The sequence below is a fragment of the Kitasatospora sp. NPDC092039 genome (genome assembly GCF_044756065.1).
GTDB lineage: Bacteria > Actinomycetota > Actinomycetes > Streptomycetales > Streptomycetaceae > Kitasatospora.
This window is the reverse complement of the sequence record NZ_JBIVSD010000003.1, coordinates 19,322-35,049: the sequence shown is the minus strand read 5'-3', so window position 1 is coordinate 35,049 and position 15,728 is coordinate 19,322. Positions and strand designations below refer to the sequence as shown.

14 protein-coding genes are annotated in these 15,728 nt (G+C 75.3%); 13 read left to right on the top strand and 1 reads right to left on the bottom strand.

What is annotated here, in order from left to right; translation table 11 throughout:
* Positions 1 to 73 precede the first annotated feature (73 nt).
* The 7 genes from ACIQI7_RS06440 (at position 74) to ACIQI7_RS06410 (ending at position 4,738) form a co-directional block, all read left to right on the top strand.
* Positions 74 to 1,333 carry a TadA family conjugal transfer-associated ATPase gene (locus ACIQI7_RS06440; protein ID WP_401105744.1) on the top strand — a complete coding sequence of 420 codons (1,260 nt, stop codon included), beginning with the start codon at positions 74 to 76 and terminating at the stop codon, positions 1,331 to 1,333.
* On the top strand, positions 1,330 to 1,476 hold the full coding sequence (locus tag ACIQI7_RS06435; RefSeq protein ID WP_401105742.1) for a hypothetical protein: 147 nt from the start codon (positions 1,330 to 1,332) through the stop codon (positions 1,474 to 1,476). The genes ACIQI7_RS06440 and ACIQI7_RS06435 overlap by 4 nt, the downstream gene beginning before the upstream one ends.
* Positions 1,473 to 2,555, top strand: a complete 1,083-nt coding sequence (locus tag ACIQI7_RS06430; protein ID WP_401105740.1) for a type II secretion system F family protein — start codon at positions 1,473 to 1,475, stop codon at positions 2,553 to 2,555. Before ACIQI7_RS06435 ends, ACIQI7_RS06430 begins: the two co-directional genes overlap by 4 nt.
* A 176-nt stretch (positions 2,556 to 2,731) precedes the next feature.
* On the top strand, positions 2,732 to 3,328 hold the full coding sequence (locus ACIQI7_RS06425) for a hypothetical protein (protein ID WP_401105739.1): 597 nt from the start codon (positions 2,732 to 2,734) through the stop codon (positions 3,326 to 3,328).
* A 66-nt stretch (positions 3,329 to 3,394) separates the two neighbouring features.
* Positions 3,395 to 3,667 carry a DUF4244 domain-containing protein gene (locus tag ACIQI7_RS06420; RefSeq protein WP_401105737.1) on the top strand — a complete coding sequence of 91 codons (273 nt, stop codon included), beginning with the start codon at positions 3,395 to 3,397 and terminating at the stop codon, positions 3,665 to 3,667.
* A gap of 172 nt (positions 3,668 to 3,839) precedes the next feature.
* Positions 3,840 to 4,202, top strand: coding sequence for a TadE family type IV pilus minor pilin (locus ACIQI7_RS06415; protein ID WP_401105735.1), 363 nt, complete (start codon positions 3,840 to 3,842; stop codon positions 4,200 to 4,202).
* Positions 4,190 to 4,738, top strand: a complete 549-nt coding sequence (locus tag ACIQI7_RS06410) for an Rv3654c family TadE-like protein (protein WP_401105733.1) — start codon at positions 4,190 to 4,192, stop codon at positions 4,736 to 4,738. The genes ACIQI7_RS06415 and ACIQI7_RS06410 overlap by 13 nt, the downstream gene beginning before the upstream one ends.
* Here ACIQI7_RS06410 and ACIQI7_RS06405 read toward each other — a convergent pair.
* Positions 4,733 to 7,207 (bottom strand): DEAD/DEAH box helicase, encoded by a 2,475-nt coding sequence (locus ACIQI7_RS06405; RefSeq protein ID WP_401105732.1) that lies wholly within the window; start codon positions 7,205 to 7,207, stop codon positions 4,733 to 4,735. The two genes, ACIQI7_RS06410 and ACIQI7_RS06405, sit on opposite strands and share 6 nt — an antisense overlap.
* A gap of 222 nt (positions 7,208 to 7,429) precedes the next feature.
* On the opposite strand from ACIQI7_RS06405, the gene bldG reads away from it, so the two are divergent.
* From bldG to topA, 6 genes are all read left to right on the top strand, one after another.
* Positions 7,430 to 7,771, top strand: a complete 342-nt coding sequence (bldG, locus tag ACIQI7_RS06400; RefSeq protein WP_030240921.1) for an anti-sigma factor antagonist BldG — start codon at positions 7,430 to 7,432, stop codon at positions 7,769 to 7,771.
* 159 nt (positions 7,772 to 7,930) lie between these two features.
* Entirely contained in the window at positions 7,931 to 8,350 is a 420-nt protein-coding gene (locus ACIQI7_RS06395) for an ATP-binding protein (RefSeq protein WP_387752605.1), read from the top strand.
* A 510-nt stretch (positions 8,351 to 8,860) separates the two neighbouring features.
* Entirely contained in the window at positions 8,861 to 9,658 is a 798-nt protein-coding gene (locus ACIQI7_RS06390) for a hypothetical protein (RefSeq protein WP_401105731.1), read from the top strand.
* Positions 9,659 to 9,963: 305 nt separating this feature from the next.
* A complete protein-coding gene (locus ACIQI7_RS06385) occupies positions 9,964 to 11,496 on the top strand; it encodes a methyltransferase (protein WP_387752610.1) in 1,533 nt (510 codons plus the stop codon).
* Positions 11,497 to 11,765: 269 nt separating this feature from the next.
* Positions 11,766 to 12,224, top strand: a complete 459-nt coding sequence (locus ACIQI7_RS06380; protein WP_387752613.1) for a DUF3592 domain-containing protein — start codon at positions 11,766 to 11,768, stop codon at positions 12,222 to 12,224.
* Positions 12,225 to 12,641: 417 nt separating this feature from the next.
* A complete protein-coding gene (gene topA, locus ACIQI7_RS06375; protein WP_401105729.1) occupies positions 12,642 to 15,512 on the top strand; it encodes a type I DNA topoisomerase in 2,871 nt (956 codons plus the stop codon).
* Positions 15,513 to 15,728 lie beyond the last annotated feature (216 nt).

The following is a 15,728-nucleotide window of genomic DNA, read 5'->3' as shown; positions in this document are numbered from 1 at the left end:
GAGAACGGTCCTTCGGAGCGGCTCGCCCGGCCCGGGCGGCGGGGGTGCGCGGGAGCACCGGCCGCTGCGGAGCGTGCCGTCGTCCGGCGGGCCGCCGGAGCCGGGGCCCGGTCACGGTCCCTGCCCGTACGGCCGGACGGCCCGCGAGCAGCGGACGGCGGCCCTGGTGGACGCGGTGCGGCTGCGGCTGGCCGAGTCGGGCGCCGCCCCGACGGCGGGCTCGGTCGCGGCCGCGCTGCGGGCCACCCGCCCGCCGCTCGGCGGCGACGAGGTCCTGGACACCGTGCGCTCGCTGCGTGCCGAGCTGGTGGGTGCGGGCCCGCTGGACCGGCTGCTGGCGGCGCCCGACGTCACGGACGTCCTGGTGAACGGCCCGGACGAGGTGTGGGTCGACCGTGGCGGCGGCCTGCGGCGAGCCACCGGAGTCCGGTTCGCCGACGCCGAGGCGGTGCGGCGGCTGGCCCACCGGCTGGCCACCGCGGCCGGCCGGCGGTTGGACGACGCCCGCCCGTGGGTGGACGCCCGTCTGCCGGACGGCACCCGGCTGCACGCCGTGCTGCCGCCGATCGCCGCCGGCTGCACGCACATCTCGCTGCGGGTCTGCCGCCCCCGGCCCTTCACGCTCGACGAGTTGGTGGCGGGCGGGTCGCTGCCACCGGAGGGCGCCGAGCTGCTCGCGGGCATCGTGCGGGCTCGGCTCTCGCTGCTCGTGTCCGGCGGGACGGGCTCGGGGAAGACCACGCTCCTGTCGGCCCTGCTCGGCCTGGTCGGGCCGGACGAGCGGATCGTGGTCGCCGAGGACTCCGCCGAACTGCAGCCGGCCCATCCGCACGTCGTCCGATTGCAGAGCCGGCCGCCCAACCAGGAGGGGCTGGGCGAGCTCACCCTGCGGGACTTGGTCCGCCAGGCGCTGCGGATGCGTCCGGACCGGCTGGTGATCGGCGAGGTGCGCGGGGCCGAGGTGTCGGACCTGCTGGCCGCGCTGAACACCGGGCACGAGGGCGGCTTCGGCACTGTCCACGCCAACACGGCGGCGGACGTGCCGGTCCGGCTGGAGGCCCTGGGCTCGCTCGCCGGTCTCGACCGGCCGGCACTGCACAGCCAGCTGCGGGCCGCGCTCGACGTGGTGGTGCACCTGGCCCGCGATCCGGGCTCGGGGCTGCGCCGGGTGGCGGAGATCCACACGCTGGCCGGAGCCGGCGACGGATCGGCCGTGACCACACCCGCGGTGGCCTTCCCGGCGCCCGGCGGCCTGCGTCCCGGTGCGGGCTGGGAGCGGCTGGTCGGACTGCTGGCGGCGCGTGGGGTGTCGCTCGGATCGGGGCGGTCGTGATCGCGGTGACGGTGGCCGGGCCGGGAGTCGCGGACGTGCGGGTGGTGGAACTCGCCTTCGCCCTGCTGCTGGGCGGGTGCGCTGCGGGTGCCCTGGTGCTGCTCGGCGGCGCGGGTCGGAAGGACGGAGGACGACGGAGGTGAACGACTTGGTGCGGAGTCAGATCGCGCTCTGCTGGACGGTGGTGCTGTTCCTGGTGGCCGTCGCCGCGTGGCGCTCGGTGCAGGAGCAGTTGCCGGGCGGGCGGCGCTCCAGGCTGGTGCTGGCGGGCAGCGGTCCCCCGGTGCCGGTGCCGGTGCCGGTGACGGGGTCGGGGTCGGGGTCGGGACCAGGGCCGGGCGCGGAGATCGTGGCGCGGGCCCGGGGCCGGCTGGCGGAGCTCCTGACGCCCGAACTGCTGCTCCTGCCGCTCGGACTGGCCGCTGGAAGGGCCGTGGCCTCGCCGGTGCCGGTGCTCGTGGCCGCCCTGGCCGTGCTGCCGCTGCGCAGGTGGCGGCTGCGGCGACGCCTGGCGGTGGAGGCCCGGCACCGGGCGGCGGCCGTGGTGGAGCTCTGCGCCGGCCTGGCGGGGGAGTTGCGCGGCGGGGCGACGCCGGAGCAGGCGCTGCACCTGGTCACCGTGCGGCTCGCCGCCGACCCGGAGGCGCTGCGCAGGCTCGGCGAGGAGCCGGTGGCGCGGCTGGCGGCCGGCCGTTACGGCGGGGACGTGCCCGCTGCCCTGCACCTGCTGGCCGAACTGCCGGGCGGCAGCGGGGCGGCGGCCGTCGCGGCCTGCTGGCGGGTGGCCGCCGACAGCGGCGCGGGGCTGGCCCACGCGCTGGAGCGGGTCGCGGAGGCGCTGCGCGGCGAGCGGGCGCTCGCGGAGGAGATCGCCGGGGAGCTGGCGGGTCCACGCGCGACCATCGCCGTCCTGGCCGCGCTGCCGGCCGTCGGACTGCTCCTCGGCACGGCGCTCGGCGCACGTCCGCTGGAGGTCCTGCTGCACACCCCGGCCGGGCTGGGCTGCCTCGTGGCGGGGGCGGTCCTGGAGGGGCTGGGCGTGCTCTGGACGGCACGCATCGTGCGGGCGGCGGCCCACGGCGGGCTGGGGGCGCCTTCGAGGAGGGGCGAGCCGCGTCGAACCCTCGGCCGTGCGGCGCCCGCTCCTCGGACGAGCGAGCGGAACTGCGGGCTGTCGCGGGTGCGCGCACGGGTGCTCGGGGCGGAAGTGGGGGCGAGGTGATGCGAGGCGCCGAGTGGCTGGCGGTCGCCCTTCCAGCGGTGGCGGTTGCCGCGGGGTGGACGTCGGTGCGCGGCCGGGCGAGGCGTCGGAGGGTGTTCGCCCGGGGCGGAGGACGGGAGGAGAGGGGGCGAAGAACGCGGCTGGCGGCCTTGGGGGTCGGGCGCCGACGGCGGGCGGTGACGGCGGCCGTGGCCGGGCTGGCGGCGATGGTGCTGCTCGGTGGCGGTACCGGACTGGTCGCCGGGGCGCTGCTGGCGGTGGGCGTCCACCGGTGGTCGGCTCGGGCACGCCCGGCGGCGGACCGCCGGGCGGCCCGCGAGGACGAGCTGCTGACCAGGCAACTCCCATTGGGCGCCGAGCTCCTGGCGGCCTGCCTCGGCTCCGCGGCGCTGCCTTCGGAGGCCGTGTCGGCGGTGGGTCGGAGCGTGGGAGCGCCACTGGGGCCCCGGCTGGTGGCGATCGGGGCCGAACTGGCCCTGGGCGCACCGCCGGAGCTGTGCTGGAGCCGGCTGGGCGAGCAGCACCCGCCGCTGGCACCGCTGGCGCGCTGCCTGGAGCGCAGCAGCCTCGGTGGTGTCCCGGCCGCCGGCCCGCTGATCGGCCTGGCCCAGGGGCAGCGCACGGCGGCCGCCCGCGCGGCCCACGCCCGGGTCCGGCGGGCCGCGGTGCTCGCCACCGCGCCGCTGGGGCTCTGCTTCCTCCCGGCCTTCGTCCTGATCGGTGTGGTGCCGGTGGTGATCGGCCTCACCAGCCGCTTCGCCCAGGCGATGTGAACAAGGGTCGGGTGCACGGACATCGACCATCAATGGAAGACGGAAGACAAGCGACAGGAGAGTTTCATGACCGCAGTGATCGCGATCGGGCCCGGTGCCGGGCGTCCGCTCCGCCCGTCGGCCGGGGCATGGCGGCGGAGGAGCCGCCGAGCAGCCTGCCGGGTGCGCAGGGTGGCCCGGCTCCGGGGCCGCTCGGACGCCGGGATGACCACGGCCGAGTACGCCGTCGGGACGCTGGGCGCGTGCGCCCTCGCGGCCGGGCTGTACAAGGTGGTGACCAGCGAGGCCATCACGGGCGCGCTGACCGACATGCTGGTGCGGGCGCTCCATGCGACCTAGCGCCGGTCGACGAACCCGTCTCTTCGGGGCGCCGTGCCCCCGGCCTTCGGCCGGAAGGCACGCTCGGCGGACGCCCGGCCAGGGGTCAGGAGCAGTCCCTCGCCGGGCGGGGGAGCGCCGTGCCGGCCGGGCGTGGTCGCTGCGGCCGGGGCGGCGCGGCGACGCGGGTTTCGTGACGGCGGAGACGGCGGTGGCGCTGCCGGCGCTCGTCCTGCTCGTGGCGATGCTGATCTGGGGCGTGCTCGCGGCGGCCGCGCAGATCCGCTGCGTGGACGCCGCCCGGGTCGGCGCCAGAGCGGCCGCGCGCGGGGAGGCGGACGCCGCCGAACTCGCCCGCGCGGCGGCCCCGCCGGGCGCACAGGTCCGGGTGGCCCTGGCGGCCGAGACGGTGCGGGTCGACGTGGAGGCGCCGTGCGCGGGGCCGGGCAGGCTCGGTGGGCTGCTCGCCGTCCGGCTCACCGCGGCGGCCGTGGCGGCGCGGGAGGACGCCCTGGTGGCGGTCACGGAGGGAGGCGGTGGCCCATGGCCGTCCTGAGCTGGCTGCGGGCGTCGGCGGGCCGGGCGGCGCGTGCCCGTGCCGCCCGAGCGGTCGCGGCGGGCGGGCGGGGGCCGGACGCCGGCTCGGCGACGGTCTGGCTGCTCGCCCTGGCGATGCTGGGTACGGCGGCGTTCGCCGCGACGATCGCGGTCGGCTCGGTGATCGCCGCCCGGCACCGGGCCGAGTCCGCCGCCGACCTCGCGGCCCTGGCCGCGGCGGACCGGCTGCTGCTGGACCCGGACGGGGGCTGCGCGCGGGCCGCCGAACTCGCCGCCGTACAGGGCGCCGCGCTGGTGTCCTGTGCGGTCGACCGGTCGGCGGACGCGGTCGAGGTGGTGGCCGAGGCGGGGGTCCGCGGGCTCCCGGCCCGGCTGCCGGTCGGCCCGGCGCGGGCGAGGGCCCGGGCCGGGCCGGTACGGGCCCCGGTCACCGTCCCCGAGGACGTCCCGGGGAGCGGGTCGGGCGAGGGGCCCGGCGGGGGTCGGGGCGACGGACCGGGCGGTGCTCCGAGCACCGCGGCGGCGGCCTCATGAACCGTCCGGCGTTCCACCGTCCGGCGCTCCACCGTCCAGTTCCGAGGCCGCCTCCGAGGCCCTCTCCGGGCCGCCCTGCCTGCCCTGCCCGCCCGCCTCGTCCGTTCCGTCCTGCCGGTCGGGCTCCTCCTGCCCGTCCGGCTCCCCCGCGCCTCCGGGTGCCCCGGCCAGCAGGACGTCCAGGAGCCGGACGGCGGCGGCCTTGTCCAGCGGGTCGTTCCCGTTGCCGCACTTGGGCGACTGGACGCAGGACGGGCAGCCGCGCTCGCACTCGCAGGAGGCGATCGCCGTCCGGGTGGCCGACAGCCACTGGACCGCCCGCTGGAAGCCGCGTTCGGCGAAGCCGGCCCCGCCCGGGTGGCCGTCGTAGACGAACACGGTCGGCAGCCCGGTGTCCGGATGCAGCGGGACGGAGACGCCGCCGATGTCCCACCGGTCGCAGGTGGCGAACAGCGGCAGCAGGCCGATCGAGGCGTGCTCGGCGGCGTGGGCGGCGCCGGGCAACTGGTCGGGCGGGATGTCCGCGTCGAGCAGCTGGTCCTCGGTGACGGTCCACCAGACCGCGCGGGTGCGCAGCGTGCGGGGCGGCAGGTCGAGCTTGGTCTCGCCCATGATCTCCCCGGTGGAGATCCGCTTCCGGAGGTAGCCGACCACCTGGTTGACCACCTCCACCGAGCCGAAGCTGAGCCGCCCCTCGCCCCACTCCACGGTGGTGTCGGTGTCGAGGACGGATACGGAGGTGATGTCGCGGGCGGCCGTGGTGTACGGCGGGTCGGCCGGTTCGACCAGGGCCACGGAGTTCTCCAGGTCGAACTCCCGGACCAGGTAGGTGCGGCCCTGGTGCAGGTGGACGGCCCCGGTGTGGACGGTGGTGTGCGCGGCGGCGGCGTCCACCGTGCCGAGCAGTCGGCCGGTGTCGGCCTCGACGATCTGCACCGGGCTGCCGCCGCTGCCGCGCAGGTCCACCGCGTCGGCGGCGCGCTCGCGACGGGTCCAGTACCAGGAGCCGTCGCTGCGCCGGCGCAGCAGGCCGCGCCGCTCCAGGACCGGCAGCAGCGGCGCGGTGGACGGCCCGAACAGCTCCAGGTCGGCATCGGTGAGCGGGAGTTCGGCGGCGGCCGCGCACAGGTGCGGGGCGAGCACGTGCGGGTTGTCGGGGTCGAGCACGGTGGCCTCGACGGGGGCCGCGAACAGCGCCTCCGGGTGGTGCACCAGGTAGGTGTCCAGCGGGTCGTCCCGGGCGATCAGGACGGCCAGCGCGCCCTGGGCCTCCCGGCCGGCCCGGCCCGCCTGCTGCCAGAGCGAGGCCCGGGTGCCGGGGTAGCCGGCCATCAGGACGGCGTCGAGGCCGGAGATGTCGACGCCGAGTTCGAGAGCGGAGGTGGAGGCGAGGCCGAGCAGTCGGCCGGTGTGCAAGTCGCGTTCCAGGGCGCGGCGTTCGTCGGCGAGGTAGCCGCCGCGGTAGGCGGCGACCCGGCCGGCGAGCGCGCGGTCGAGCTGGTCCTGGGTCTGGAGCGCTACGAGCTCGGCGGCGCGCCGGGAGCGGACGAAGACGACGGTGCGGGTCTCCCGCTCGACCAGGTCGGTCAGCAGGTGCGCGGCCTCGGCGGTCGCGGTGCGGCGCACGGGCGCGCCGTGCTCGCCGACGTTCTCGGTCAGCGGCGGCTCCCAGAGTCCGAAGACCATCGGCCCGCGCGGCGAGGCGTCCTCGGTGACGGCCGCGGCGGGCAGTCCGGTCAGCCGCCGGGCGGTCGCGGCCGGGTCGGCGGTGGTGGCGGAGGCGAGCAGGAAGGTGGGTGACGAACCGTAACGGGCGCAGACGCGGCGCAGCCGCCGCAGCACCTGGGCGACGTGCGAGCCGAACACGCCGCGGTAGCTGTGGCACTCGTCGACGACCACGTAGCGCAGCGCCTTGAGGAAGGAGGACCAGCGGGCGTGGCCGGGCAGGACGCCCCGGTGCAGCATGTCCGGGTTGGTGAGCACGTAGGAGGCGTACTGGCGGACCCACTCGCGCTCCTCGGGCGGGGTGTCGCCGTCGTACAGGGCGGCGCGGACCCTCGGCGGGGCGAGTTCGGCGGCCCGGCGGCGCTGGTCGGCGGCGAGCGCCTTGGTCGGCGCCAGGTAGAGCGCGGTGGCGCCACGGCCGTTGCGGGCCTCGGTGCCGTCCAGCAGATCGCTGAGCACCGGGGCCAGATAGCCCAGCGACTTGCCCGAGGCGGTGCCTGTGGCGATCACCACAGTCTGGCCGCTTTTGGCCAGGTTCATCGCTTCTGCCTGGTGCGCCCACGGCTGTTCCACTCCGACGGCGCGCGCCGCGGCCACGATCTCCGGACGGATCGAGTCGGGCCACGGTGAATAACGCGCAGGTCGGGCGGGAAGGTGCTCCGTATGGGTGAGCCGGTCGGACCGTCCCCGGACGGTGGCCAGGGTCGTGAGCAGTGCCTCGGGCGGGCTGTGTCGGGGCGGCATGGGGACCCAGTGTGTCACCGGCGTGACGGAGAATCGTCGTAAGCCATCGTGCGGGCATGGTCGCAGGTGGTTGAATGTGGCCGTGACGGCCGTATGGCCGTGGGTCGCAGCGCTGAGGCTTGCCACGCGTTGGCTGGGCGCGCCCGGGCTCGCGACCATGCGGTGGCGGCCGTCCGGCCGAGGATCGCACATGACGTAGCAAGGCAAGGTGCTGGAGGTTCCGTGGACCTGTCCCTGTCGACCCGTTCAGTCGGCGATCGTACGGTCGTCGAGGTTGGCGGCGAGATCGATGTGTACACCGCCCCGAAGCTGCGGGAGCAGCTGGTCGAGCTCGTCAACGACGGCAAGTACCACCTCGTCGTCGACATGGAGGGCGTTGACTTCCTCGACTCGACCGGCCTCGGTGTGCTGGTGGGCGGTCTGAAGCGGGTGCGCGCTCACGAGGGCTCGCTGCGCCTCGTCTGCAACCAGGAGCGCATCCTGAAGATCTTCCGCATCACCGGCCTGACCAAGGTCTTCCCGATCCACACTTCGGTGGACGACGCGGTCAGCGCGACCGACTGACGCGACCGGGCCGGCCCGTGCGGCCGGCCCGCTCGTTCCTCGCGTCCGGGTGCCCGGGCCCGTGTGGCCCGGCGCGTCCCCCGGGCGCTTCTGGGCCGGTTCCGCCGGTCCGCAGGGGCCGGACGTCCGGCCCCGGCCGGAGCACCCCGAGAGGGAGAGATGGCAACCGTCGAACTTCGATTCAGCGCGCTTCCCGAGCATGTGCGGACGGCCCGACTGGTCGCCGCGGCCGTCGCCAGACGGGCCGGGGTCGACGAGTCGGTGCTCGACGAGGTACGGCTCGCGGTCGGCGAGGCGTGCTCCCGCGCGGTCGGACTGCACCAGCGCGGAGGCCTCGGCGGCACCGTCCGGGTGGCGCTGACCGACCAGGAGAAGCGTTTCCTCATCGAGGTCGAGGACGAGGCCGGCCCCGCCGCCGTCCCGGCCTCCGGCGCCGCCGAGGGCGGCGAGCCGGACGAGGACACCCTGGGCCTCGCCGTGATCACCGGCCTGGTCGAGGACCTGGAGGTCACCAACGGCGCGGACGGTGGCCTGATCCGGATGAGTTGGCCGGTTTCGGTCCCCTCCGTCGCGGTCTGAGGCTCCGCCTCCGCGTTTCCGCCCGTCCTCGTTTCCCGCGCGCCCGCCCCTGCGCCCCAAGCCGGAGGCCGGCACCTGGCCATGTGCCCGGGCGAACCCTCCCGCACTGGCGGCTGCCCCCGTCACCGCAGACGCTTCGGGCTGCCCTGCCGCGCGGTGCTTCGGCCGACGCCCGGGGAGGGCGCCGGCTTCGCCACGGCAGCCGACCGGCCAGGCCGGCCCGACCGGCCGATCAGCCAGTCGGCCCGTCGGCATGCCGTGCGAGGACCGGGCCCGGCCGGTTCCTGGAGCCGGCACGCGGTTGCCTTCCGGGCGACGGGCGACGGGCCACGGGCGACGGGCGACGGGCGGGGATGCCTGGGGACGCCCGGGGCCGGGAACGGTCCGGCCGGGGTGTCGAGACGGGTGGCCCGTGGGTGAACGGGCAGCGGGGACCGGGCAGCCGGGGGACGGACATCGGCCGTGTAGGTTCGACGACCGATGACGACCGCAACCGAAAGGCTTCTCCCGGTGAACAAGCGACTGCTGGCCGTACCCGCCCTCGGCGTGCTGCTCGCGTTCGGTGCCGTCGGCTGCGGCGATGACGGCAAGCAGAACAGCAAGCAGCTGGACTCCTGGGCGTCGACCGTCTGCGGCGCGGCCAAGGGCCCGATCACCCAGGCGCAGACCGCGCTCGCCGACACCGGCCAGGTGAAGACCGGCGAGGCCCCGGCCGACCTCCAGAAGCGGCTCTCGACGGACATCGGTCGGCTGGCCAAGACCAACCAGGACATAGCCGCCGCCATCGACTCGGCCGGGGCGCCCAAGGTGAAGGACGGCGCGGCCCTCCAGAAGGACACCGTCGACGAGCTGAAGAAGGCGGCCGACGGCTACGTGGAGGTCCAGAAGAAGCTGGACGCGCTGCCCAACAACGACCAGGCCAAGTTCGCCGACGGGCTGCGCAGCGTGGCCGACCAGGTGCAGCAGCTGGCCTCGCTCTCCACCCAGGCGCAGAGCAAGCTCCAGCGCGGCGAACTCGGCGCGGCGATGGCCAAGCAGGAGGGCTGCAAGCCGTCCCCGACCACGGCCCCGACCAGCGGTGCGACCGGTGGCGCGGGTGCCGGTGCCAGCGGCACCCCGGCCCCCGGCGGCGCGGGAACGGCCCCGGCCCCCGGTGCCACCGACACCCCGGGTGCCCCGGCGGCCACCCCGGCGGCCACCCCGGCGCCCGGTGCGACCGACGGCGCGAGCCCGGCCGCGGCCGGCTCGACCACCGCTCCGGCCGCCCCGCCCACCGCCCCGGAGACCCCCGCCCCCAGCGCGAGCTGAGCCCGGCGGCCCGGACGATCCGACGGGCCCGCCCCTGACAGCGGCCCCGGTAGCCGTCAGCGGCGGGCGGCGCGCGCCGCCCGACAACCGACCGTGCGGGCCTGCGTCCGCGGATCAGCTGTCCCCAGGAGCGGGTGCCTGCGGTGGCCGGTGCGGCGCCCTCGGCGGCCTGCCGAACGACTCGGCACGCCCTCCAGGGCGGCGCACGGCTGCTTCCGGGGGCGCGCGGTGCGGCGCGGGCTTCCGTCCGATGGGCGCGGGGCGCAGCGGCGGCCGCGGGTTGGGCGGCGGGGGACAATGGCGGGGTGATCAGTAGCCCCGTTCTCGACCCCACCCGCCTCGCCAAGTTCCGCGAGGCGCTGCTCGCCGCCTCGTTCACCGCCGACGGATGCCTGGACCTGCTCGGGCCCATCGGCTATTCGGCGTTGGCCCGCAGCGAGGCGGTCCCGGCGCTGCGGGCGACCCGCGGTGGCAGTCCGCTGGAGACGCTGGTGCGGCTGTTCCTGCTGCAGCAGCCGGTCCCGTACCGGGCGGCCGCCGCCGCGCTGCCGGTGGAGGACTGTCTGGCGGACGGCTGGCTGCGCCCCGACGGCGATCTGGTGCGCGCCACCGTCGATGTCCGGCCGTACGCCAACGAGGTCGCCGGGATGCCCAGTTCGGACGCCTGGGTGGTCTCCGACCTGGGCTGCGCGGTGGGCGGCGCGGGCGGCATCGGCTCCGGCGAGACCGCGCACGGGGTGGCCCGCAAGGACCTGGTGCTGGGCGTCGGCGGCGCCTCCACCACGCTGGCCAACATCACCGTGCGCCGCCCCGTCCGGGCCGCGCTGGACCTCGGTTCGGGCTCCGGCGTGCAGGCGCTGCACGCCGCCCGGCACGCCGGTACCGTCACCGCCACCGACCTCAACCCGCGCGCGCTGCGCTTCACCGAGCTGACCCTGGCGCTGTCCGGTTTCGACAACACCGAGGTGGCCGCCGGGAGCCTCTTCGAGCCGGTCGGGGAGCGGAAGTTCGACCTGATCGTCTCCAACCCGCCGTTCGTCATCTCGCCGGGTGGCCGGTTCACGTACCGCGACGGCGGCATGGCCGGCGACGACCTGTGCCGCAGCCTGGTCCGTTCGGCCGCCGACCACCTGGAGCCCGGCGGCTACTGCCAGCTGCTCGCCAACTGGCAGCACGTCAAGGGCGAGGACTGGCACGAGCGGCTGGCCGGCTGGGTCGCGGGCACCGGCCTGGACGCCTGGGTCGTCCAGCGCGAGGTCCAGGACGTGGCCCAGTACGCCGAGTTGTGGCTGCGCGACGGCGGCGACCACCGGGGCCCCGGCGGGGACTACCAGGCCCGGTACGGCGAGTGGCTGGACGCCTTCGAGGCGGGCCGGGTCGAGGGCATCGGCATGGGCTGGATCACCCTGCGGGCGAGCGGCGCCGAGCGTCCGACCGTCCGGGTGGAGGAGTGGCCGCATCCGGTGGAGCAGCCGCTCGGCCCGCACATCGAGACCTGGTTCGACCGGCAGGACTTCCTCCGCTCGCACGACGATGCGGGCCTGCTCGCGGCCCGCTACGTGCTGGCCGACGAGGTGGTCCAGGAGCAGGTCGGCGCGCCGGGCGCGGAGGACCCCGAGCACGTGATCCTGCGTCACAACCGCGGCATGCGACGGGCCACCAAGGTGGACACGGTGGGTGCCGGCTTCGTCGGTGTCTGCGACGGGACGCTGTCGGCGGGCGAGATCGTGGACGCCATCGCGCAGCTGCTCGGCGAGGACCGGGTGGTCCTGCGGGACCGGGTGCCGGAGTCGCTGCGCCTGCTGACCGAGCAGGGCTTCATCGACCCGGTCCGCTGAGACCGGTCCGCTGGGACCGGTTTGTCGAAGCCGGTCCGCTGAGACCCGTCTGACGAAGCCGGTTCGTCGAAGCCGGCCTGTCGAAACCGGTCAGTCGTGACCGGTCTGGTCTGACCGGACGCCCGGACCCCGTCGGGATCCGGGCCCGGTTCACCCGCCCGTACCCCCTGGTTCGTCCGGCCGCCGCCGGACGGCTGTCTCCCGTTGGCCCTCCGCTGCGAAGCTCTGTCCACAGGCTGTGGACAGAGCTGGGGAGCCGGGGGCCAGGGGTGGACACGACGACGGCGATGGTGGGCGGCTCGGTGCTCGCCCTCTTCGGTGGCGTGCTGCTGCTCTGGTGCGCCGCGGAAGTGAGTCTGCGCCTGCGGGTGCGCCACCGGGGGGTGCCGACGGTGGCCACCGTGGTGGCCGAGGACGACGTGCACGGCCAACTGGACAGCGCGCCGCTGCTCTCCTTCTCGGTGCCGCCCTCGGTCGGCGGCCCCGGCGCGTGCGGGATAGCGGGGCTCGTGATCGCCCGCCCGCGCGGGCACACCCCGCTGCGCCGACCGGACCGTTTCGCGCCGGGTGTCCCGGTGCGGATCTGTTACGACCCGCGGCATCCGAGCCGGGTGGTGCTGGCGGCCGGGGAGGTCGGCCGGGCGGCTGTCGTCGACCTGCTGTGGAGCGTCCTGGGCGTGGGCTGCCTGGCGGCGGGCGCGGGCCTGCTGGCCGTGGCCGGCGCCTGAACCCGACGCCCGCCGACTACCGCCCGCCGGCCACCCGACGAGCGAGCGCCGCGCGGGCACCGAGCGTCCCGCCGCCGAACGCGCCCCCGGGCGAATTCGCGCCACCCCGCGCCCGCCCGTCGATTTTTCGTTGACAGATCTTGAAATCCGTCATTCCATCCTCCGGAACCTGCCGAAGGCCCCCCTCCGCGGGGCGCGAACCTCCGTCATCGGGTTACCGTTCGAGTGGCGTCGGTGAGCCCGGCAAGTGAAAAAGCGGGATCAGTCCGTTTGACAAGGGTGGCCGGGGTACGGTCACACTCCGCTGGTGGGGGTGTCGTGCCGCGGCAGCCCCGGGACGGTGGAGGGGTCGGGCGGAGCGCAGCCCGTGCTGCCGGCGCCGACCAGCCACATAAGGACCGGGAGAGAAGAGCGAAGGTGTCCCCGAGCAGCGAGACCGCGCACGGACAGCGACTCGTCATTGTCGAGTCGCCGGCCAAGGCGAAGACGATCAAGGGCTACCTGGGCCCCGGCTACATCGTCGAGGCGAGCGTCGGGCACATCCGCGACCTCCCCAGCACCGCGGCCGAGGTGCCGGACAAGTACACCGGCGAGGTGCGCCGTCTCGGCGTGGACGTCGATCACGACTTCGCGCCGATCTACGTGGTCAACGCGGACAAGAAGTCCCAGGTCAGCAAGTTGAAGTCGCTGCTCGCGGAGTCCGACGAGCTCTTCCTCGCCACCGATGAGGACCGCGAGGGCGAGGCCATCGCGTGGCACCTCCAGCAGGTGCTCAAGCCCAAGGTGCCGGTGCACCGCATGGTGTTCCACGAGATCACCAAGTCGGCGATCCAGGAGGCCGTGGCCAACCCGCGCGAGCTCAACCAGCGCCTGGTCGACGCCCAGGAGACCCGCCGCATCCTCGACCGGCTGTACGGCTTCGAGGTCTCGCCGGTGCTGTGGAAGAAGGTCATGCCGAAGCTGTCGGCGGGCCGCGTGCAGTCCGTCGCGACCCGGCTGGTGGTCGAGCGCGAGCGCGAGCGCATGGCCTTCCGCGCCGCGTCGTACTGGGACCTGGTCGGCACCTTCGGCACCGGCCGCACCCCGGCCGACGCCGCGAACCCGGAGACCTTCGGCGCCCGGCTGGCGTCCGTCGACGGCAAGCGGATCGCCAGCGGCCGCGACTTCGGCCAGGACGGCCGGCTGAAGGCCGCCAGCGCGAACACCCTGCACCTGGACGAGCAGGCGGCCCGCCAGCTGGCCGCCGCCCTGGAGCAGACGGCGTTCGCGGTCCGCAGCGTCGAGTCCAAGCCGTACCGCCGCTCGCCGTACGCGCCGTTCCGCACCACCACGCTCCAGCAGGAGGCCAGCCGCAAGCTGGGCTTCGGCGCCAAGCGGACCATGCAGGTGGCTCAGAAGCTGTACGAGAACGGCTTCATCACCTATATGCGTACCGACTCCACCACGCTGTCGGACACCGCGGTCTCCGCCGCCCGGGCCCAGGTCACCCAGCTGTACGGCGCCGACTACCTGCCGGACGCGCCGCGCACCTACGCCAGCAAGGTCAAGAACGCGCAGGAGGCGCACGAGGCCGTCCGCCCGTCCGGCGACCGCTTCCGCACCCCCGCCGAGACCGGTCTGACCGGTGACGACTTCCGGCTGTACGAGCTGATCTGGATGCGCACCGTCGCCTCCCAGATGAAGGACGCGGTCGGCCAGTCCGTCACCGTCCGGGTCGGCGGCACCTCCGCCGACGGCCGGGACGTCGAGTTCTCCGCCTCCGGCAAGATCATCACCTTCCACGGCTTCCTCAAGGCCTACGTCGAGGGCGCCGACGACCCGAACGCCGAGCTCGACGACCGCGAGCGACGGCTGCCGCAGGTCGCCCAGGGCGACCCGCTGGCCGCCGAGCGGATCACCCCGGAGGGCCACGCCACCAAGCCGCCGGCCCGCTACACCGAGGCCTCGCTGGTCAAGGAGCTGGAGGACCGGGAGATCGGCCGCCCCTCCACCTACGCGTCGATCATCGACACGATCATCCAGCGCCGGTACGTCTTCAAGAAGGGGACGGCGCTCGTCCCGTCGTTCCTCTCCTTCGCCGTGGTCAACCTGCTGGAGAAGCACTTCGGCCGACTGGTCGACTACGACTTCACCGCCAAGATGGAGGACGACCTCGACCGGATCGCCGCCGGTGAGGCGCAGTCCGTGCCGTGGCTGAAGCGCTTCTACTTCGGCGAGGGCGAGGGCCACGCCGCGGGCGGTGCCGCCGAGGCCGGCAACGGCGACGGCGACCACCTGGGCGGCCTGAAGGAACTGGTCACCGACCTCGGCGCGATCGACGCCCGGGAGATCAGCTCGTTCAGGGTCAGCGACGACATCACCCTGCGGGTCGGCCGCTACGGCCCGTACGTCGAGCGCGCCTCGGCGGTCGAGGGCGAGCCCGGCCAGCGCGCCGACATCCCGGACGAGCTGCCGCCGGACGAGCTCACCGTCGAGCTGGCCGAGGAGCTGCTGGCCAAGCCCAGCGGCGACTTCGAGCTCGGCCCGGACCCGGTCAGCGGCAACATGCTGGTCGCCAAGGACGGCCGCTACGGCCCCTACGTGACCGAGATCCTGCCCGAGGGCACGCCGAAGACCGGCAAGAACGCGGTCAAGCCGCGCACCGCCTCGCTGTTCAAGACGATGTCGCTGGACACCGTCACGCTGGAGGACGCGCTGCGGCTGCTCTCGCTGCCGCGGGTGGTCGGCACCGACCCCGAGGGCGCGGAGATCACCGCGCAGAACGGCCGCTACGGCCCGTACCTCAAGCGCGGTACCGACTCCCGGTCGCTCACCAGTGAGGACCAGCTCTTCACGATCACCCTCGACGAGGCGCTGGCGATCTACGCCCAGCCCAAGCAGCGCGGCCGGGCCGCCGCCGCGCCGCCGCTCAAGGAGCTGGGCAACGACCCGGTCAGCGAGCGCCCGGTGGTGGTCAAGGACGGCCGCTTCGGCCCGTACGTGACCGACGGCGAGACCAACGCCACGCTCCGCAAGGATGACGACGTCGAGACCATCACGCCGGAGCGCGGGTACGAGCTGCTCGCCGAGAAGCGGGCTCGCGGGCCGGTGAAGAAGGCCGCGAAGAAGGCCCCGGCAAAGAAGGCCGCGGCCAAGAAGACGACCACGGCCAAGACCGCCGCGACCAAGACCGCGGCCGCGAAGAAGACCGCCGCCAAGAAGACCACCACCACCAAGACGGCGGCGGCGAAGAAGACGGCGGCCAAGAAGACGGCCGCGAGCAAGACCACGGCCACCGACGAGAGCTGATCCCCGGCGGTGGCAGCGGGCCCGCATCCCGATCCCGGGGTGCGGGCCCGAGCGCTGTCCGGGGTGGGACGGGGATCGCGCCGAGGATGCCCGCGGGGGATGCGCGCGGGGAAGCGTGCCGGGATCTGTGCGGGGATGCGTGCCGGGATGCGCGCGGGGATCTGTGCGGGGAACGTCACAACCCCGTGATGAGCGGGATCCGGAAGCCCGTTCGCC